Genomic DNA, 20,311 nt, shown 5'->3' with positions numbered 1-20,311 from the left:
ATGGTGTCGCGCTACTTAATACAACGCAAAAATAAGGATTATTCTACGCTTATCAATAATTTTGCCTTGGGGGAAATTCCCCCAAGGCAAACCATTATTAGCAAGCTACAACACTAAAGATTCTCTTCTGCAAAGCTGGCTAAACGGCTTCGCACTACCCCATCTAGGTTCAGTGTTGCACTGCCGGAGAAGTCTTTGAACTTCTCTACCAGGTAAGTAAGCCCTGAAGTTACGGCACTTAAGTAATTACTGTCGATTTGGGCCAAGTTTCCGCCCACAATAATTTTGGTACCTTCACCGCATCGGGTGATAATGGTTTTAAGCTGTGACGCAGTTAAGTTCTGAGATTCATCCAAAATAACAATAGAATTTTGAATGCTTCGCCCGCGCATAAAGTTAACCGACTTATACTGGATATTGGCTTTCTCCATGATGTAATTCATAGAGCCTTTCACATTTTCGTCGTGCTTATGTAGCACCTCTAACGAGTCTGTAATGGCCGCCAGCCACGGCAGCATTTTCTCTTCTTCCGTGCCCGGCAAGAAGCCTATCGATTCGGCTATTTCTGGCGTGCTACGTGTCACGATTATCTTATCGTACATGTTACGCTCTACCACCATTTCAAGGGCGGCGGCTAAGGCCAATAGGGTTTTACCACTCCCAGCAGGGCCAGTAAGGATCACCAAGTCGATGTGTGGGTCAAGCAACGCATGAAGCGCCATAGCTTGGCCAATGTTTTTTGGTGTAATTCCCCATGCATGGCGGCCCATTAAGCGCTCATAGCCTAAATCGAGCACTTCAAGAGAGTCGCCGTTAATCGCCTCAACGAGTCCAGCAAAATCGTTGCTTTCATCAAGTAGAAACTCATTGATGTAAGCTTCTGGCAGCATGGCTTTGGGAATGGTGTGAATGGTATCGCGACCTTCAGTACGACTGTCTACGCTTTTAACCTTGTCCCAGAAATTGCCTTCAAACCGATGGAAGCCCCGAGATAAGTATTTAATATCACTGATAAGTTGGTCGGTGCGGTAATCCTCTACATGAGCCAGACCTGCCCCTTTAGCTTTAAGGCGCATGTTGAGATCTTTGGTGACCAACACCACTTGTTGCGGTGCATTCGCTTTTTGCAAATGCAGGGCCACATTAATGATGCGGTTGTCGTTCTCATTACTGGTGAACACTTGCTGCGATTGTGCCATGCCCAAATCAGTATAAATAGACAACGAACCTGTGGGTGCTGTTTCACCTGCGCCCATTCCCACCATAGATACACCGGCCACCATATTGTCAGGTGACGCATCGTGCAATAAGTCTTCCATTGCACGAATAGATACTCGCGCATCTCGGGCAACGTCTTTCTTACTGTCTTTGATGTAATCTAGTTCTTCAAGCACTGTCATTGGTACAACGACATCGTGTTCTTTAAAGGAGAGAAATGCGTGAGGTTCGTGCAGCAGAATATTGGTATCGAGGACGTATATTTTTGTATCAGTGGAATTTTTTCTTGGCATCCTTTACTCCGGTAAATAAGGCCAGGCACACACAACAAATTAGCGTGCTAGGAACAGTTCCGCTGAAGGAGAAGAAGTTGTCGCTCGAACAGGACTTCCACTCCTTGTCGCGTCGACCGAAAAGTGGCAGTTACCTAAACACCGCCACTTCACACGCTTGCCCAACAAACAATCACAAGCGCTAAATCCACCATAATCCAGATTTTCATTATTAGCACTGTTTTTCTGATAAATTTTTTTCTTCTGTTTCTGCCTTCCTCCTCCAACCACATTTTCCTACCCAAGATTAAAACGCACAAATGGGCTAGTATTAATGACTTATTAATACACAATGCGTACAATACCGCCCCCGCAAAAAAGGTTGGTGATTTATGAGTTCAGGAAATCCGTTTTCCATTGGTCAGCGTTGGTTAAGTAATACTGAAACCGAATTAGGTTTAGGCGCTGTTATTAGTGTTGATTTTCGCTCAGTTGAGGTGTTTTTCCCTGCCACGGGTGAAGCACGAATGTATACAAAACAAGATGCACCACTTACCCGTTTAGTCTTTGATATTGGCGAAACAATAAAGAGCCAAGACGGCTGGCAAATGACGATTTCTGAAATTGAAGAAAGTCAGGGCGTTTGCATTTATTTCGGTATCCGCGAAGACACCAAAGCACAGGTTCGCCTATCTGAAACCTTGCTTGATCACCATATTCGATTAAACCAACCTGAAAAGCGCTTGTTCAGCGAGCAACTTGACCACCCTAAGTGGTTCGACTTACGTCTTAATGCCCTGAACCACCAATACGATTATTTACGCTCAAGCACCTTGGGCTTAGCGGGTGCACGTATCTCGCTCATTCCCCACCAGCTACATATTGCCTCTGAAGTGGGTGGACGCCACGCACCACGTGTTTTACTTGCCGATGAAGTTGGCTTAGGTAAAACCATTGAAGCCGCGCTTATTATTCATCAGCAACTGCGCACGGGGCGCGCTCAGCGAGTATTAATTTTAGTGCCTGATTCATTGGTACATCAGTGGTTAGTTGAAATGCTGCGCAGAATTAATCTACCTTTCGCTATTTTTGATGAAAGCCGATGCGAAGCTTTAGATGATGATGGGGAAACCAACCCATTTGATAACGACCAGTTAGTGCTATGTAGCATAGACTTTTTAAGTCAGAGCGAAAAACGTCAACAACAAATTCAAGCGGCATCGTGGGATTTAATGGTGGTTGATGAGGCCCATCACCTTGCGTGGTCTGCCGATGCCCCTTCTGCTGAATACACTTTGGTGGAAGCGTTGGCTAATGAAACGCCAGGTGTATTGCTATTAACCGCAACACCAGATCAACTTGGCCATGAAAGCCACTTTGCCCGCTTGCGATTACTCGACCCTGCCCGCTTCCATAGTTACGAAGCGTTTTTAACAGAAGAGTCGCGTTACAGTCAGCTTGCTGACGCTGTAGCCCCGTTACTTTCAGACACCACACCGGACGAAAAGCAGCGCACTAAGCTAACCGACTTCGCCCCGGATGTGATGGAAAATGCAGGTGATTTAGCACAACCTGAAGCACGCCGAGAACTAGTACATCAGCTTATTGATTGCCACGGTACTGGCAGAATGCTGTTTAGAAACCGCAGAGCCAATATTGAAGGCTTTCCTGACCGCGTATTGCTTGGCTACCAACTTGAACTGCCAGTGGTATATGAAAGTGCGGTAACCGGTGGTGATTTAACCCATGCGTTATACCCTGAGCGTATGCCAAGCGTGGTGAATAGCTGGATGGATGAAGATCCTCGGGTAGGCTGGTTACTTGATTTTATGCAATCGGTAAAACCAGAAAAGATATTACTGATTTGTGCCAGTGCGCGCACCGCACAAGAACTTGGTGAAGTCATTCGCACTCAAACCGGTGTACGTCATAGCGTATTCCACGAAGGCATGACCATTGTAGAACGAGACAAAGCCGCCCATTATTTTTCTGATGAAGAAGATGGCGCGCAAATATTGCTGTGTAGCGAAATTGGCAGTGAAGGGCGTAACTTCCAATTTGCTCATCACTTGGTGTTATTCGATTTACCCGTCACTCCCGACTTACTTGAACAACGAATTGGTCGCTTAGATCGTATCGGTCAAACTCAAACCGTTGAAATTCACGTGCCTTATTTGAAAAACACCGCTCAGCATGTGTTGGTGGATTGGTATCATGAAGGGCTTAATGCGTTCGAGAAAACCTGCCCTACCGGCTCAGGTGTGTTTGACGACGTAAAAACCTTGTTGATTGGAGCGTGTTTGCATCCTCACGATCTCCATACTCGTGATGAACTTATCAACTTAAGTACCACGTTAAATAGTCAGTTAGTGGCACAGTTGGAAGCCGGCCGTGACCGTTTATTAGAACTTAATGCCTCTGGTGAAGGCCGCGTTGAGCAGTTGCTTGAAGACATCATATTGCTTGATAACTCGCAAGATTTGTCCCGTTTTATGGGTCGTTTGTTTGATGCTATTGGTGTTCAGCAAGAAGAAAAAGGCAGCGATTGCTTCATTCTTATGCCAACAGAATCTATGGTTAGCCAATTACCGGGGCTTGACCCTGAAGGCATGACCGTAACCTATAAGCGCCGAGTTGCTACAACCCTAGAAAATGTACAGTTTTTAAGTTGGGATCACCCTCTTGTGCATACCGCTATCGATTTAGTGCTTAGTGATGTGCATGGTAAAAGCAGCATTGGCTTTATTGCTGACCCTGACTTGCCCAAAGGCGCTTACTGGTTAGAGGCTTTGTTTGTGCTAGATGCCAACGCCCCAAAAGCCCTCCAGCTTGGCCGCTTCTTACCTCAAACGCCACTGCGTATTTGTTTAGATGCACAAGGTAACCAAGTAGATTTAACCTTCGAGATAAAGCGTAAAGTAAACCGCAAAATTTCGCATCAGTTAATAAAAGCGCTTCAACAGCCGCTTACCTTAGCAATTGAAAACAGCCGTAAACTGGCGCATCAACAAGCGAATCAAAAGCTACACGATGCACTGCAAGACATGCATAAAACCCTAAACAGTGAAATCCAGCGTTTAGTCGATTTGCAGAAGCGTAACCCGTCAGTACGTGACAGTGAAATCGAGTTTATTGAAAATCAAATGAACGCATTGGACAAAGTAATACAAGGCGCTGATGTGCAATTTGATGCCCTTCGTTTAGTGGTGAATAACCCTTAATGGCTAATCCAGCGTTTGTTTATAACCCGCCCGTACAGCCCTATTTAACCATTCTCTACCAAGATGATGACATCTTGGTAGCGAATAAGCCCAGCGGCCTGTTAAGTGTGCCAGGTAAAGCAGAAGAACATAAAGACTCGCTCATTAGCAGAGTTAATACTGTGTTTCCTACGGCGACGGTAGTCCATAGGCTCGATATGGCAACGTCGGGTATTATGGTGATGGCGCTTAACAAAGAAAGCCATCGACATATTTCAAAGCAATTTGAATTACGTCAAACCAAGAAACGTTATTTCGCTCGGGTTTTCGGTAACGTGAAAAACAGTGAGGGAGAAGTAAATTTACCCCTAATTTGTGATTGGCCTAATCGCCCTAAGCAAATGGTGGATTATGCGCGAGGCAAAAAAGCTCTCACCCATTATGAAGTGGTAGACGTTATACCAAAAGTATCACCTCAACCCGTTAATTCAGCCGCTAGCGCTAGCTCTTATACTAGCCCCAGCACTAGCACTACGAGTGAGCTAAGCGAAACGTTAGTGGCCTTGTACCCCGTTACTGGGCGCTCCCACCAATTACGTGTTCACATGCTTGAGTTAGGTCACCCTATCTTAGGTGATAGGTTGTATGCTCATGCTGAAGCGCTGAGTATGGCCGAACGTTTGCAGTTGCATGCAGAAAGCTTGAGCTTTGCGCATCCTGCCTCGGAAGACTGGTTAACCTTTCAAACGCCTATCCCGTTTACTGCTTATGCCCATTACTCCCCCGCCCCACTATCTATAGATTGAGACTTTGGGGCGCTTCTTAGCTACCTGTTTCAGCTTTTATCATTTAAGCGGTTAATTAACCAAGTGCTAAAAAATACTATTGGTTCGAACTGAAGTTTTCAAAGCTTTAGCCGATAATAAAACTGTTGAATGCTTTATTGGTACGCCATGTTACGTTTATTTCGCTTTCTCGTGGTGGGTTGCAGCTTTAGCCTTATGTTTTTGATGGGATATTTTGCGCCTGGTGCGCAAGCCCAAAGCTTGTATGAGGATATTACCCACGCTTTTTTACCCGATGACATTACCTATGTAATGGCTGGGGAAATCCGCGTGCCTATTTTTGAGAGCCCATCAGCATTACCCATCTCTCGCGGAGCGGCCATTATATTAGCTGATGCCTCACCCACCGGACTTTCTATTGGGGACGCGCGTCACTTAGCCAGCTTACTGAATGAAAAAGGTTGGCATGCTGTGGTTAGCCCAGTTTCATTCACGCTAGAAGAAGACCCTGACCTTCCCGTCGATGAAGCCATTCACCCGAAAAGTGACAGTCGACTTCAGCGACAAAGTTACGTATCGTCCAGTCAGCATTTAACCATCTTAATCAATGCGCTTAATACGCACCTTGAAAGTCATCAAGGGTTTAGAATGAACATTGCTTATGGTATGCAGGCTGCACAATTGCTGGATTTAGGTTCTAAAGGCATTATTCCCTCACCAGACACTTTAGTCGCCATCACCCCCTTTTGGCCGAATGCCGACATAAATCGCGGTGTACCTGAATTTATTGCTGGAACAGAATTCCCGGTATTAGATTTATCTATTAACGACACCAATACATGGGCATCGCAAACAGAAACGAAACGAAAACAACTTGCCATCACCTCACTCAAACTCCACTACAGACAACAGTCACTCTCAACCCAAAATTCAACCTTTGGTCTAATGGACAATGAGAATAGAGCTAAAATTCAGTTGATTGCTGGCAGCGTTCTTGGATGGACTCAACATTTAGGCTGGTAATTAGAATCTAAACCAACTAGTCTAATTTACAGCTTAAAACAGTAATCTATCTCATGTGCCTTGTGTTTCACAAGGTATCACTGATTGTTCTGAACTATAATTCATTTTAATCTTTAATAACGGCGGCTGTGTGTCTATGACTGTTCAAACATTCGTAAACAAAAAGGCCAAGCAGCTGTGTTTTTATCTGAGGTCATTTTGGCAAGGAGAGCTTCCGGTCGAGGAGATCGAACTATTCTTTTGGGATAGTATGGAAGAATGGGGCCAGATAGAGTACACATTTACCCAACCTTACACCTATAAGGAACGGGTCTTTTGGCATTTGCTCCATCAAGTCCATTTTTGGCAAGAAGATAAGTTACGTTCAGATAAATATCTCGTCGATGAGTTAATGAACTGTGTATTGTTCTTAGAAGGAAAAGGGCACTGCCCCATCGATTGTGTTGGTATCCGTCCCTAACGACTTTCTTTATTCCTTAATTTATCAGTGATTCAACCCTTTATCGCTCGTTTTCATTGAAACTCAAGCGTGATCATGGCTCAATACGAAACGATCACGCTTTGGCCATGGAACGCAATTGTTAGACTCTCTGAAAACTTATCACGACCGACGTTACCTCAGTATTTTTCTATTTGGCATTACCAGTGGTTTTCCATGGATTATGATTGGTTCAGTGCTATCTGCTTGGTTAAAAGATGAAGGCCTATCTCGGTCAGCCATTGGCTTGTTTGGTGCTATCTTTGCGGTCTATTCATTCAATTTTCTTTGGTCTCCTTTAATTGACCGCGTAAAACCTCGCTTTCTTGGCCAGCGTCGAGGCTGGATTTTCATCATGCAAGGTGGCATAGCCCTGTGTTGTGCGTTGATGACACAGTTATCGGCCAATAGTCACTTATTTTATTTGGCATTGGTGGGTTTGCTCATCGCTATTTTTTCTTCTACTCAAGATATTGCGATAGATGGTTATCGAATTGATGTTATTGAAGAAAATGACAATGACGGTTTATCTGCTGCCTCTTCCGTTGCCACCGCAGGATGGTGGACGGGTTATGGTGGACTTGGGGCCATCCCGTTTTTTATTGCAGACAACAGCAGCTGGTATTGGCCTGATATTTACGGCTTACTTGCCCTTTTCATGCTTCTACTTATGGTCTCAACACTTTTTGCTAAAGAACCAGACATAGACAGGGATTTATTGCGTAGCCAAGTGGTGGGGAGCCCAACACAAGGCAGTGCCGGAGAAGGCTCTTCTAGAATAGCGTTTTGGTTTAAACAAACTTTAGTGGCCCCTTTTTCCGAGTTTTTCTCCCGTAATGGCGTCAAGCTCGCCCTCTCGTTTTTGCTGTTTATATTCTTGTTTAAGATTGGAGAAGCCTTCTTAGGAAGAATGAGTATCGTTTTTTACAAAGAGATTGGTTTTTCAAATAGCGATATAGGCACTTACTCAAAGCTGCTCAATTGGTGGGTAACCATTATCTTTTCTCTGATAGGTGGGCTAGTCAATATTCGCTACGGCATTTACAAGGGCTTAATGACCGCCGGTATTGCTATGGCGGCTTCTAACCTTATGTTCTCACTTATAGCCACTACTGGGCCTGATGTTACACTACTGGCCGCCGCGGTTATTATCGACGGTTTTACGGCTGCTTGGAGCACCGTGGCTATGGTCGCTTTTATTTCTCTGTTGTGTAATCGCGCTTTCAGTGCCACCCAATACGCCCTTATGGCATCGCTAAGTGTAGCGGGAAGAACCTTAGTAGCATCCAGTAGTGGTTTCGTGGTTGATTTCCTTGACGGTAATTGGAGCCAGTTCTTTGTTATTACAGCACTTATGGTTATTCCCAGTTTGCTGTTCTTACACAATATTAGACATAAAATCACTCATTTAGAAAAATCTAAAACTTCTGAGCAATAACATTGCAATAACTCATTTCCCATCTAAAGTTAAACTACTGTGCATATAGCAATGATGAGGAAATGAGTTCGTAAAAGGATGGCCTAAATTAGCCATATAATAAGCTTTCACTTGGCTTCAATGTAGCCGATTAAAATGTAGTAGTAGTAGTGGGTCTGGCGAAAGCCCAATGGCTGAGTGGAAAGCCAGTAACGTCTAATGGAAAATCAAGAAAAGACCAATAGTAGGCGTAGTAGCATGGAGTCGCTATGAGCAAGAATGAAGTACCGTTTAACGAAGTAACGCATTGGAATTTATACATCGCTACAGGGTTTGCCGTAGTTATATTGTGTTTTTTCGCCTACCTATACCACTTTTTACACACCCACTATACGTTGTCGCAATCGCTAAGTGCGAGCAACTCACTGCATCATGCACTTATTGAAATAGAAAACCATATTGAGACACTTACTAAGCCACAACCTTCAGATGAAATAGCCACTATTCAGAGGGAATTAATGCCCCTTGTCGTTGAAGCAAAGTATCACTTTCAACATGCTTTTTTAATTGACGATGCGCATTTCGATGACTTTAATACCCAAGCACTCAGTTTAGATGCCTATATCAGCGAACAACAAATGAGCACTTCACTTTCACTTCCCGAGCAGGTGAAAGTTACTTTTTATTTGCTCCGTACTATTGTTGGTTTACCACCTAGTGAAGTAGCGGGTTATCTATCCCCCCCGCTTCAGCTTTCGCCACTCATTAGAGATATTCGGCTTCAAGAACAAATCACCTTGAATCGGTTGAGTCACAGTGCTCAGAACCTCAAGGTAAGCTTGTTCGTGATTACCGCCTTGTTAGCACTTTCTCTTATGGCGCTGTGGCTATTTGTTTTCTCAAAAATCAACCAAAATAGAACTCGCCTACTTAAGAAAGAAGCGCATATCTCTTCGAAATATCAAGAATCTGAAGCCTTACTTGAGAATGAAAAGCGCGACTTCCTAAACTTAATGAGCCACGAGTTTAGAGGACCAATTAGTGCCATCATTACTGCACTAGAACTTATTCCTAACATGAAGCACCAGCAAGGAAAGCTCATTCAACAAGCTGAACAATCATGCTATCGGCTGTTAAATTTAACCAATAACTTGCTCGATATTTTATCGATTGATAGCGAACAAGATAAACACATTGGCCGAGTTGACCTCATCAGTTTACTCGACGAGTGCATATCCCCTTACTCCGTTCAGGTTAGAGGGAAAAAAGTCGAATTTACGATGCATTGCAACCATAGCGTGCCGCACTTTATCGAAGGGGATGCCATAAACTTATCTAAAGTCATCCGCAACACGTTAGACAATGCCGTTAAGTTCACACCCAATGGCATCATCGATGTAAATGTCACAACCTTGGTGAGAAACAAAAAGGTATTTTTGGTCATAAAAGTGAGAGACTCAGGACTAGGCATTGCGGATGATATAAAGTCTAAAATTTTTGAACGCTTTTTTCGTGGCGAACAGCCGCTAGATCATAGGTTTCCAGGGGCTGGCATTGGGCTAACTGTGGTGCAGAAAAGTATTGATCAACTTGGCGGCCGCCTTTCGTTTACAAGCCAAGAGGGCATTGGTACTGAATTTGTTGCCAATATTCCTATTACGCCTTTACCCGATATCGAAACACCCAAAGCTAATACTAGCAATGCGCGCTTCGCTATTGTTGATGATTTAGAAATTTCTCGACTGCATATACAAAACATTATTACTAGCGAAGGGTTTTCCGCCCGTTGTTTTGCTTCAGGTTCAGACCTATTAAGCTTGCATGATGAGTTACTACAATACACTGCCATTTTCGCCGACCTTTACATGCCTGGCATCGATGGTTTAGAGCTAACTCGAACACTTCATGCAATTTACGGAAAGCGTACGCCACCTATTGTGGTGTTGTCGGCGACACCAGATATTGCCAATGTTATTGCAAACAGTAAGCTTGAAATATGGCAATCTTTTGTTAAGCCAGTTGATAAAAACCGTATTGTAGATACGCTTCATCACTTAGCACATCCGAATAAATCCGCCTATCAATCGGTGAGTCATGCCAAGATACTGGTGGTAGAAGATGAGCCTATCAATGCACAGATGCTTGAAAATATGCTGATATGCATGGGTCACTCACCTAAGACAGTAACCAATGGTAATGACGCCATCATGCTAGCGAGTGAAGAGTCCTACGACGCTATTTTGTTAGATATTAATTTACCTGATATAAGCGGATTAGAGGTGGCAAAAATCATTAAAGAGAAAAAACCAAATATTCCCATCGTTGCTATTACGGCTAACGCACATAAAGACGACAGGAAGGCCTCTGAGCTTGCTGGTGTTCGATACCACTTAGTTAAACCTGTTACCTTTCAAGAGTTGAAAAATACATTAGGATTAACCCTGTTGAAGTTATAGGGAGTAAACGCAGAGTTAGTGTAATAAGCGCACTACCAACTCTGTTTGAAGCTACCGAAGAAGACTATGCATGTAGTTACGTTACAAATAGTTGCGTTGCAAAGAGTTGCGTTACACTCTGGCTAGCGCGCTAATACAGTATTTATTCCGCCCACTTTCTTTAGCTTCGTAAAGCGCTTGGTCAGCTTTTTCAAGCCAAGCCATGGAGCTTTTACTGTTAAGGTCGAATTCAGCTAGGCCCAAACTCACCGTAAAAGTAATTTCTTCACCATCGTGCTCTACCACCAAACGTTCCGCTAAACGACGAATACGCTCAGCCACTATAACGGCTTTTTCAACGGGTGAGTCGGTAAGAATCACGGCAAATTCTTCGCCGCCATAACGGCCTGCTAAATCAGTTTCCCTAACACAGCGCTTAATAAGCGCGGACAGCATCTGAATAACTTTATCGCCTGCTTGGTGACCATAAGTATCGTTCACTTTTTTGAAGTGATCGATGTCTAACATCATTGCGGTACTCGCCTTGTCTTGGCGCTTTGCTAACTTATAAGATTGCTCAAAACGCTCCTGCCAGTATCGACGATTAAACAGCCCCGTTAAGCCATCAATTCGGCTGGCAGTTTTTAGCTCTTCATTCAGTCTTTCCATACCAATTTTGCTAAGTGCTTGGTCTGTTACGTCATAAACGACGATACAGAACTTCTCAACATTACCGGTTTCAGAAATTAAAGGAAACATGGTCACGTTCTGATACATGTAACTTGCTTGGCAGGTAATAGGTCTATTGCCGCCAAATTTAAATAAGTATTGGCGCTGTTCCCAAATAATAAATACAGGGCTTTTTAAGTTAAATACTGGGCCTGATTTAAGCCTTAGCCAATTTTCATCAATTTCTGAAAAATGGGTAAATAACGAGGTGCCTTTAATATCGCGGGGTAGAATTGAAGAGTGGTTTTCCATGAATTTGTTCCACGCCTCTACCTTGAAATCTCTATCCAACACGACAATACCCACTTCGATAGAGTCGAGCAGTTCAGCAGGTAAATTTCCGTTTTCCGTAAGTGAAATCATTATGAAGCTTCCCTTTCTACATCCACTAAACGACCATAAATATGGTTCATCGCTTCATCGGGAAACAGGAGTAACAAATCGAATGCAATATCTCTGGCTTTAATGGCGTAACCAATTTCGATTGCCATTACCTTGCCCCACTTCTTAACATTGTCATTAAGCAACGCAGCTAGTCCCTGATGGCGACCGAGCAATACAGGAAGCGTATGACTAAATGACACGTTTAGTTGTTCAGACAGTCCATTTAAGCATGCTCCGATTAAAATATTCGACACATCCATTAAGGCTTCAAGCTCTAGGCTGCCCGTGGACTGATGGGCATCATATTTTAATAACTCAACAATGTTTTGCGAGTTAGTATCATTGAAGATAACCAGCGCTTCACCGCGAATTCCAGCACTGACAAAACCTTTCGACACTGCCGATACACAGTCGTTGCGATTTATTTCGGCAATGGCCATCGACAGTTCATTACTTTCTAGCAAATTAACATTGGGAATAGGCAGGTCGACAAACTCGCCCATAAGTTGCGCTAGGCTTTCACCTGCTCGCCCCATGGCGATATTCACCATTTCACGGTACGCATCTAGCTTGTCGTCCAACGATGACGCATCGGTGTCTCTTGCAACGGCTTCTCGCTGCACTGCAGTAGAAATGCCGCTGTAAATACCGTAAGAAGATAAAATATTGGTAAGTTTTTCGTTATCGATAGGTTTACGAATGAAATCGATGGCACCTAAGGCTAACATCCGTTCTCTCGCTTGCGCTTGTACGTCACCTGATACCACGATAACCAAGCAAGGTAAGTCTTCCTTACGAATGGCCTCCATGGTTTCATAGCCATCCATAACAGGCATATTCAGGTCAAGAAATACCACATCGCCTTTACCAGCACGGATAACCTCAAGAGCTTCTTGCCCATTGCCGGCAAATGAAATCTCTACATCCCAACCATCTGGGATACTGCGTGCCATTTGGCGTCGTGCAAAGCCTGAATCATCACATATAAGAATAGGTGTAGACACAAAACCTCCTTATATTGCGACCGGTGCTTTTATGTGAGGGTGAGACTGATAGCCTTTAAGCGTAAAGTCCTCAAATGAAAAATCAAAAATATCTTTCACGCTTTCGTTTAATTCCATAACGGGCGGCGCAAAAGGCTCTCGGCTTAGTTGCAGGTCAACTTGCTCTAGATGATTACTATATAAATGCGCATCACCTAATGTCAGAATGAAGTCACCTGGCGCTAGGTCACATACTTGGGCGATCATCATGGTGAGTAAAGCATAGCTAGCAATATTAAAAGGAATACCTAAGAAAATATCACCGCTGCGCTGATATAGCTGACAACTCAATTTGCCATCAAGCACATAGAATTGAAACATAGTATGACACGGTGGCAATGCTTGCTTACCCATACTCGCATTTTCACTTGGCGAATATTGTGTATCTGGCAATACAGACGGATTCCATGCACTGACAATAAGACGGCGAGAATCTGGATTGGTTTTGATTTGGTCAATCACATCGGCTATCTGATCGATAGTTGTACCATCGCCATTATCCCAACTGCGCCATTGCTTACCGTATACAGGGCCTAATTCGCCCTCTTCTGTTGCCCAACCATCCCAAATGCTCACGCCATTTTCTTTCAAATAAGCGATGTTACTTTCGCCTTTCAAGAACCATAGCAGCTCGTGAATAATAGATTTAAGGTGGCATTTTTTAGTGGTAACTAACGGAAAGCCTTGTTGTAAATCAAACCGCATTTGATAGCCAAATACACTTAATGTGCCGGTTCCAGTGCGGTCTTCCTTTTTTACACCTGTATCACGTACATGGCGCATCAATGCGAGATATTCTTTCATCTTTCTTCTTATTTATTGTTTAATTTGTTGCTGTTGGCGGGTGTAGGCGCGCACTAATAGCCCTATGCCTAATGCAATCATAGGTAAACATAATAGCTGCCCTTGGCTTAGCCCCATTTGGTATAAACCAATGTGAGCATCTGGCTCTCTAAAGTACTCCACGATAAAACGGAAACTCCCATAGCCAAGTAAAAAGACACCACTTACCGCGCCAACCGGTCGAGGTTTAGCAGAATAAAGCCATAAAATAACAAACAATAATACGCCTTCCAAGGCAAATTCATATAACTGGGAAGGATGGCGAGGCACATTACCGGCGTTTGGGAAAATGATAGCCCAAGGCACATCAGTGGTACGGCCCCATAATTCAGCGTTAAGGAAGTTTCCGATGCGTCCTGCGCCTAAACCAATGGGAACTAGTGGTGCAACGAAATCACCTAATTGCAAGAAGGTGGCTTTCATTCGCTTAGCTTGCCACATTAACGCCACTAATACGCCAACAAGCCCGCCATGGAACGACATACCACCGGCCCATATTTTAAACAGGTAGAGGGGGTTTTCTAGAAACATGCCAAACTGATAGAAGAACACATAGCCAATACGACCACCTAAAATCACACCAACAAAGCTCCAGAACAATAAGTCGCTGAGTTGATCTCGCGTCCATTCAGTGCGCGACAAACGCTTCTGCGCTAACAAATACGCGGCAATAAAACCAACGAGGTACATCATGCCGTACCAACGGACACTTAATGGCCCGAGGCTAAAAATAATAGGGTCTATACTGGGAAAAACCAAATAACTGCTTTCAGCCATACGCTTAATTAATTCCTACAAACATTTTGATACTTACCAACACTAACAAACACGCTAGCATTGCTTTTAAAACTCGAGTATTTACCCGCTGGCCCAGCTTAGCGCCGATACCTGCGGTAAATATTGATGTGGTGACAATACCTGCTGTGGCGGGCAAATATACGTAACCTAAACTCCACTGTGGCATACCTGCTTGCTGCCAGCCCGCAGCAACAAAACTAGCGGTGCCAAATACTGCGATTAGCAAGCCACTAAATGCCGCGCAGCCAATCGCCAATCTTATGTTAATTCTGAACCACACTAAAGCTGGTACTAACAAGGCGCCACCACCAATACCCATCAGTGCGCTAATTAAACCTGTGCCGCTACCCACGCAACTTAGCACCCATGGCGATGCTTCGCTGTCTGATGTTTTCTGCTTACCAAATATCATTTGTGCGGCAATAATAATAACCAAAACCGCAAAGATGTCTTTTAATAGCGCACCGGAAATATGACTGGCAATTTGCGCCCCTAAGATAGCACCTATTGCTATACCAAACCCAGTATAAAGCACCGTTGGTTTATGGATATTACCTAAGCGATAGTGTGCGAACGCAGACGACATGCCCGTAAAAATGATGGTAGAAAGTGAGGTAGCTATGGCCACCGGCATCACGGTCTCAACGGTCATACCAGCAAAGTGAATCAGTAAGTAGGAGAGTACAGGAACGATGATAAGACCACCACCTATACCTAACATTCCTGCTAATAACCCGACGACCACGCCAAGGACTAAGCAGCTCACAAAAATGATGGTTAACGGTTCCATACAAAATCCTTTATCACACAGCAGAAACTAGCATTTACACTGCTAGCGCCATGCCTATTTTACGCACCTGCCCGTATTAACCCACCTAAGCCTTTTGTTTCTAAATATTCGTTTAAATGTCCGAATACTTGTTCATGGCTTTGCGAGGTTAACGCGAGAGAAAGAAGCTGTTTGCTTTCCGCCAGCGAAACCTTACGAATAAGCCAATTAATTTTTCGAATATTGAACGCATTCATACTTAAACGACGATACCCCATGCCCATTAATAAAATAGCACCTGCCGGTTCACCGGCAATCTCGCCGCAAATGGTAACGGGGATTTGGTTCTCGTTTGATTGCTGCACAATGTCGTAAAGTGCAGCCAATACCGCAGGATGGTAGCTGTTGTACAGCCCCGCCACACGGGTGTTGTTTCTATCTACCGCCAACAAGTATTGCGTTAAGTCGTTACTGCCCACCGAGAAGAAATCTACGTGTTTCGCAAGCTGCGGCAGTTGATACAATACCGAGGGTACTTCTAACATAATACCTAACTTAGGCCGCTGAAGTACTTCATCTGACTCACAAACCTCGTCACATATCTCAAAGTAGGCTTGGTTAACTAAGCGCTTGGCTTCTTGCACTTCTGCCACCGTGGATATCATCGGTAACATAATGCGTAGGTTCTTAAGCCCAATACTGGCTCTTAGCATGGCCCGTACTTGTACCAAGAATATCTCGGGGTGATCGAGTGTTAACCGTATGCCCCGCCACCCTAAGAACGGGTTCTCTTCATTGATGGGGAAATAAGGAAGGGGTTTGTCTCCTCCCACATCAAGGGTACGCATGGTAATCGGTAAATCGGGTGCCGACTCTAAGATTTGGCGATAAAGCTCAACTTGCTCTTGCTCAGAAGGAAAACGCTCCCGTAGCATAAAGGGAATTTCAGTACGGTACAGACCAATACCCGAGCCAATATGCCCAGCATTAAGCTCGGCTTCAGCAGACAAACCCGCATTGATGTATAGCGACATGCGACAGCCATCTACGCTTTCACAAGGCTGCCCGGCTTCGGCGTCTATGCGCTCGGTTATTGCCGACTCTTCTTCAATAAGCTGAATAAATTCAGTTTTGATGTTCCGCTCTGGGGAAACAATTACCTCACCTGCATAACCATCGAGTAAAAGCTCTTTACCCTCAAGCAGTGCAGGAGACACATTCTGACACCCCATCACCGCAGGCACACCCATTGCCCTTGCTAAAATAGCGGCATGAGAGTTGTTTGACCCCCGTATAGAGATAATGCCTTTGAGCTTTTCTCTTGGAAACTCAGCCAGCATGGTTGCCGATACTTCATCGGCCACCAAAATACTATCTTCGGTGGCGAGTTTTTCTACCAGCTTTTGCCCTTGGCCCTCGGTAAGAATATTCGCCAAAATACGATCGGAAAGGTCGACGATATCGATGGCACGCTCTTGCATGTAAGGGTCGTCCATCGCGCGAAAACGTGCGGCGTAATTTTCGACCACCATTTTAAGTGACGACGCAGCATCCCACCCTTGCCTGATTTTCTCTTCTACCTCGCGGCCTAAGCTATTGGCATCAAGTAAATGGTGATAAAGCTGAAATATGGATTTAACGTCATCAGGAATATCGTCATCTAAACTTTTCGATAATCCATCCACGTGTTGGCGCGTGACTTCCACGCCTTTGCGGTAGGTTTGGATTTCGTCGTTTGGATTTTTACTGCGTTTAACAACCCAGTTTTTTAAATTAAGTGACTTATCTGGTGAGAAGCCTTTACCAATTGCTAAGCCGGGCGAACCCGCAATACCAGAGACATTTTTTTGCAGTGCAATACTGTTTACATTGGCGGTATTGTTTAGTGCGCCGCGCATGTCAGCATTGGTAATTTCAAGCGCTAGCTGGGCAGCGAGGGTGACTAAGAATGCTTCTTCGTCTTCACTGAAACGGCGCATTTCACTTTGCTGTAGGGTAATGACGCCTAACACTTTACGCTGGTGAATAATGGGCGTACCCAAAAATGCGTTGTAGTTTTCTTCTTTAACTTCAGGATAGTGTTTGAATCGAGGATGATGCTGGGCGTTAACAATGTTAAGCGGTTCTTCACGCTGACCGACTAAGCCAATTAAGCCTTCAGAAAAGCCTATATGAACTTGCTCTACTGCATCAGGGTGCAGACCGTCGGTAGCCTTTAGAATAAAGGTTTGTTTCTCGTAATCGGCTAGATAAATGGAGCATGAGTCGACATCAAGCGTTTGTTTAACGCGAGATGCCAGACGAAACAAGGCAGTATCTAGCGCAGGAATTTGATTCATTTCCTGCACGATACGTTTAAGCGTGGTTAACATTGCGCCTTTGTGACCCTGAGTGTCCAATCGCTACTCCCTATACTTTGCTCGTTCGCCTAGCCCCGCCTACGCTTTTTACCGCGCTTTTGCGACGACGTATTATGGCGCTGTTGTGGACGCTGTTGAGCAGCCATTACAACAGGGGAAAACTCCTTCATAACCCGACGGTAGACGTCTCGCTTGAACGACACGACATTTCTAATTGGATACCAATAGCTCACCCAACGCCAATCATCAAATTCTGGGTGCCCTGTTTTCAATACATTCACGTCCCGCTCATTACAGTCAAGCTGCAGCAGGAACCACTTTTGTTTTTGGCCTATACAGACCGGATTACTTCCCTGACGAATTAATCGCTTAGGAAGCTTATATCTAAGCCAGTTACGTGTAACACTTAAAATGGTGACATCTTTCGGTGTCAGTCCCACTTCTTCGTGCAGCTCGCGGTACATAGCTTGTTCGGCAGATTCCCCTTCATCAATTCCGCCTTGAGGGAACTGCCATGAATGTTGACCATAACGCCTTGCCCAAAATATTTGACCCATTTTGTTGCAAATCACTATGCCCACATTCGCACGGAATCCATCGGCATCTATCACATAGACTCCCGGGCACACTATACTTTTATATCTCTGCATTCTTCCATAATATATACACCATTCAAAGCATTAATCGAAATTCATGCTTTCCTTATAGAAAATTACTGAGCTGAACTATGCGTCCACCCGAGTCTCCACCTGAAAATTCAACCACGTTATTAGCCCGCTGTGACGCCATTGCGGGCTTAACCTTGGGAGAATTAGCCCATATGGCTGACGTTGCCATACCAGAAAACTTACAGCGTCATAAAGGTTGGCCAGGTATGTTAATTGAACGTTGGCTAGGGGCCAGTGCCGGCTCTAAACCTCAGCAAGACTTCCCAGAACTGGGTATTGAACTTAAAACTATTCCCATTGATGCCAATTTTATGCCTCTTGAAACCACCTATGTTTGCTACGCCCCCTTATTGATGCAGCCAGGGTTAACGTGGGAAACAAGCAATGTACGCAATAAAATTCAACAAGTGCTGTGGTTACCTATTGAGGGAGACAGACGCATTCCATTGGCGCAGCGCAGAGTCGCCAGTGCGTTTTATTGGCAGCCGAGTGCACTAGAAGATGCGATGTTAAAACAAGACTGGGAAGAGCTTACAGAGCAAATACTGACGGGGCATGTAGAATCAATCACTTCTCGACAAGGCGAGGCGTTGCACCTTCGACCTAAGGCTGCCAGCGGCAAAGTATTAACTGATGCCTTAGGTCCGCAAGGCGAGCGAATTAAAACTCGCCCTCGTGGGTTCTACTTGCGTAAAACCTTTACCCAGCAGGTGCTTTATAATGCCTTTAGCTAGCATGGCTTTGTAGATTAAATAAATAAGCCTACTGAACTAGTGTGGTTCTTGGCTATTGCGCAGGTATTTCACTAACACATCGCCTAAAAACTTTTCAGAATTAAGACCTAAGCGTTTCGCCACTTTTGCTATTTTGGCATCACTTCGCAGCAGTACATTTTTGGCGTAGTCCAGCCGGTACTGATTCACAAAACCGCGAAAGTTTTTCTTAAGCTCTAAGTGCAAGGCAATCGCCAATGTGGTGGGATCAACTCCTGCCTCATCGCTAAAGTCTTTCAATGTTAGCCCCAGCTTCTTGTAGTTTTTACCATCAATCATGGTGCGCTTAGCTTGACCAATGACCGCTCGCACTTCGGCTGGCTTTACTGCACCTTCATCCAGCCGCTCGTAATCTAAAGGCGATGGTGACGTTACCCTAGGAAAAGTAAGGCTGAATAGCACCACGAGCAGAGAAACGCCAAGGGCCGTATGGTGTAGGCTTTCCCAAAAAGGCACTGCAAAAAAGCCAAAGGTGGCAGCAGTCACCAGCAAAATACTGGCAAACGCCACAACAACCGTATTTGCCATGACGCTGGCAAGTCTTGGTACGCGAAACTCTTGAACGTCAACCGCCTGTTCGGGTAAATGCCTATGATACATTTGAATGTGTTCAGTGATGAGAATACCAATGAGCAACACGCAGAACCCTGTAGTTAACGAAGCTAAGTAAGCTGGCCATAACATTAATGGCTCGCCACTTGGGGAGGCTTCTAACCACAATAGCTTGTCTTCAGTGGGAATAAGTAAAATAGTTAGTTGCAGCACGGCCATTACCCAAAAAGGCACCCACAATCGAGAACGTTTAGACGGATAAGCCAAAAGCATGGGCTTTACCATTCTATAGCTACATGTCATCAGTAGCACCGCAAAGACGTCTGACAGCCCATAAAGGGGCGCCAGTTGGGTTAACTGCCACAACCGCATCCATTCATCTAGCATGAAAATGGGCCAGCTCAGAATAGCCGCCGCTAACCAGGGGCTCTGAAATATACGGTGGCGATAATACACAAATCTTACTACCACAATAAAATAGAAGAACAGCGCCGCATAAAGGGCGTAGTCATACACCATATCTGCTTTCACCTTACTACATCCTTGTTCACGATTTACCTAGTG

At 44.6% G+C, this 20,311-nt stretch carries 16 protein-coding genes; 7 read left to right on the top strand and 9 right to left on the bottom strand.

Annotated features, from left to right (window positions below; genetic code table 11):
* Positions 1–113: 113 nt before the first annotated feature.
* Positions 114–1,511, bottom strand: coding sequence for a PhoH family protein (locus AVL57_RS02945; protein WP_057794064.1), 1,398 nt, complete (start codon positions 1,509–1,511; stop codon positions 114–116).
* Between the two features lie 371 nt (positions 1,512–1,882).
* Between AVL57_RS02945 and rapA the strand changes: the two genes are divergently transcribed.
* The 6 genes from rapA to AVL57_RS02915 all read left to right on the top strand — a co-directional run bounded on the left by rapA (position 1,883) and on the right by AVL57_RS02915 (position 10,849).
* Positions 1,883–4,711, top strand: a complete 2,829-nt coding sequence (gene rapA / locus AVL57_RS02940) for an RNA polymerase-associated protein RapA (protein WP_057794067.1) — start codon at positions 1,883–1,885, stop codon at positions 4,709–4,711.
* Positions 4,711–5,496 carry a pseudouridine synthase gene (locus AVL57_RS02935; RefSeq protein ID WP_057794069.1) on the top strand — a complete coding sequence of 262 codons (786 nt, stop codon included), beginning with the start codon at positions 4,711–4,713 and terminating at the stop codon, positions 5,494–5,496. Before rapA ends, AVL57_RS02935 begins: the two co-directional genes overlap by 1 nt.
* A 147-nt stretch (positions 5,497–5,643) precedes the next feature.
* The gene (locus tag AVL57_RS02930) at positions 5,644–6,498 is read left to right on the top strand and encodes a DUF3530 family protein (protein WP_158443235.1); all 855 of its coding nucleotides are present in this window, start codon (positions 5,644–5,646) and stop codon (positions 6,496–6,498) included.
* 136 nt (positions 6,499–6,634) lie between these two features.
* On the top strand, positions 6,635–6,958 hold the full coding sequence (locus tag AVL57_RS02925) for a hypothetical protein (RefSeq protein WP_013785507.1): 324 nt from the start codon (positions 6,635–6,637) through the stop codon (positions 6,956–6,958).
* Positions 6,959–7,076: 118 nt separating this feature from the next.
* Positions 7,077–8,414, top strand: coding sequence for an AmpG family muropeptide MFS transporter (locus AVL57_RS02920; protein WP_057794073.1), 1,338 nt, complete (start codon positions 7,077–7,079; stop codon positions 8,412–8,414).
* 248 nt (positions 8,415–8,662) lie between these two features.
* Positions 8,663–10,849: a hybrid sensor histidine kinase/response regulator gene (locus AVL57_RS02915; RefSeq protein ID WP_057794075.1), complete on the top strand. Its 2,187-nt coding sequence runs from the start codon at positions 8,663–8,665 to the stop codon at positions 10,847–10,849.
* A gap of 111 nt (positions 10,850–10,960) precedes the next feature.
* Here the strand turns inward: AVL57_RS02915 and AVL57_RS02910 are convergent, their stop codons facing one another.
* Genes AVL57_RS02910 through rppH form a run of 7 tightly spaced genes read right to left on the bottom strand, consistent with a single transcriptional unit; the run spans position 10,961 to position 18,365 of the window.
* Positions 10,961–11,920 (bottom strand): sensor domain-containing diguanylate cyclase, encoded by a 960-nt coding sequence (locus tag AVL57_RS02910; RefSeq protein ID WP_057794078.1) that lies wholly within the window; start codon positions 11,918–11,920, stop codon positions 10,961–10,963.
* Positions 11,920–12,945, bottom strand: a complete 1,026-nt coding sequence (locus tag AVL57_RS02905) for a response regulator (protein WP_057794080.1) — start codon at positions 12,943–12,945, stop codon at positions 11,920–11,922. Before AVL57_RS02905 ends, AVL57_RS02910 begins: the two co-directional genes overlap by 1 nt.
* Before the next feature lie 9 nt (positions 12,946–12,954).
* Positions 12,955–13,788 (bottom strand): thymidylate synthase, encoded by an 834-nt coding sequence (locus tag AVL57_RS02900; protein WP_057794082.1) that lies wholly within the window; start codon positions 13,786–13,788, stop codon positions 12,955–12,957.
* Positions 13,789–13,800: 12 nt separating this feature from the next.
* A complete protein-coding gene (gene lgt / locus AVL57_RS02895) occupies positions 13,801–14,604 on the bottom strand; it encodes a prolipoprotein diacylglyceryl transferase (protein ID WP_057794084.1) in 804 nt (267 codons plus the stop codon).
* A 4-nt stretch (positions 14,605–14,608) separates the two neighbouring features.
* Positions 14,609–15,415 carry a sulfite exporter TauE/SafE family protein gene (locus tag AVL57_RS02890; protein WP_057794086.1) on the bottom strand — a complete coding sequence of 269 codons (807 nt, stop codon included), beginning with the start codon at positions 15,413–15,415 and terminating at the stop codon, positions 14,609–14,611.
* Positions 15,416–15,474: 59 nt separating this feature from the next.
* Positions 15,475–17,766, bottom strand: coding sequence for a phosphoenolpyruvate--protein phosphotransferase (gene ptsP / locus AVL57_RS02885; RefSeq protein ID WP_057796381.1), 2,292 nt, complete (start codon positions 17,764–17,766; stop codon positions 15,475–15,477).
* Positions 17,767–17,822: 56 nt separating this feature from the next.
* On the bottom strand, positions 17,823–18,365 hold the full coding sequence (gene rppH, locus AVL57_RS02880) for an RNA pyrophosphohydrolase (RefSeq protein WP_041453052.1): 543 nt from the start codon (positions 18,363–18,365) through the stop codon (positions 17,823–17,825).
* Between the two features lie 116 nt (positions 18,366–18,481).
* On the opposite strand from rppH, the gene mutH reads away from it, so the two are divergent.
* Entirely contained in the window at positions 18,482–19,156 is a 675-nt protein-coding gene (gene mutH / locus AVL57_RS02875; RefSeq protein ID WP_057794088.1) for a DNA mismatch repair endonuclease MutH, read from the top strand.
* Positions 19,157–19,192: 36 nt separating this feature from the next.
* On the opposite strand, the gene AVL57_RS02870 is transcribed toward mutH, so the two are convergent.
* Complete coding sequence (locus AVL57_RS02870; protein ID WP_138118131.1) at positions 19,193–20,278, bottom strand: helix-turn-helix domain-containing protein; 1,086 nt, start codon at positions 20,276–20,278, stop codon at positions 19,193–19,195.
* Between the last annotated feature and the right edge of the window lie 33 nt (positions 20,279–20,311).

It is taken from the genome of Alteromonas stellipolaris, assembly GCF_001562115.1.
In the GTDB taxonomy this organism is placed as follows: Bacteria; Pseudomonadota; Gammaproteobacteria; order Enterobacterales; family Alteromonadaceae; genus Alteromonas; species Alteromonas stellipolaris.
Note: the sequence above shows the minus strand (reverse complement) of the source record. Positions and strands in the feature narration are given on the sequence as shown.

What these genes read in the sequence shown, in the direction of transcription:
- AVL57_RS02945 (WP_057794064.1), bottom strand. Translation starts at nt 1,511, where the DNA reads ATGCCAAGAAAAAATTCCACTGATACAAAAATATACGTCCTCGATACC.
- rapA (WP_057794067.1), top strand. Translation starts at nt 1,883, where the DNA reads ATGAGTTCAGGAAATCCGTTTTCCATTGGTCAGCGTTGGTTAAGTAAT.
- AVL57_RS02935 (WP_057794069.1), top strand. Translation starts at nt 4,711, where the DNA reads ATGGCTAATCCAGCGTTTGTTTATAACCCGCCCGTACAGCCCTATTTA.
- AVL57_RS02930 (WP_158443235.1), top strand. Translation starts at nt 5,644, where the DNA reads ATGTTACGTTTATTTCGCTTTCTCGTGGTGGGTTGCAGCTTTAGCCTT.
- AVL57_RS02925 (WP_013785507.1), top strand. Translation starts at nt 6,635, where the DNA reads ATGACTGTTCAAACATTCGTAAACAAAAAGGCCAAGCAGCTGTGTTTT.
- AVL57_RS02915 (WP_057794075.1), top strand. Translation starts at nt 8,663, where the DNA reads ATGAGCAAGAATGAAGTACCGTTTAACGAAGTAACGCATTGGAATTTA.
- AVL57_RS02910 (WP_057794078.1), bottom strand. Translation starts at nt 11,920, where the DNA reads ATGATTTCACTTACGGAAAACGGAAATTTACCTGCTGAACTGCTCGAC.
- AVL57_RS02900 (WP_057794082.1), bottom strand. Translation starts at nt 13,788, where the DNA reads ATGAAAGAATATCTCGCATTGATGCGCCATGTACGTGATACAGGTGTA.
- lgt (WP_057794084.1), bottom strand. Translation starts at nt 14,604, where the DNA reads ATGGCTGAAAGCAGTTATTTGGTTTTTCCCAGTATAGACCCTATTATT.
- AVL57_RS02890 (WP_057794086.1), bottom strand. Translation starts at nt 15,415, where the DNA reads ATGGAACCGTTAACCATCATTTTTGTGAGCTGCTTAGTCCTTGGCGTG.
- ptsP (WP_057796381.1), bottom strand. Translation starts at nt 17,766, where the DNA reads ATGTTAACCACGCTTAAACGTATCGTGCAGGAAATGAATCAAATTCCT.
- mutH (WP_057794088.1), top strand. Translation starts at nt 18,482, where the DNA reads ATGCGTCCACCCGAGTCTCCACCTGAAAATTCAACCACGTTATTAGCC.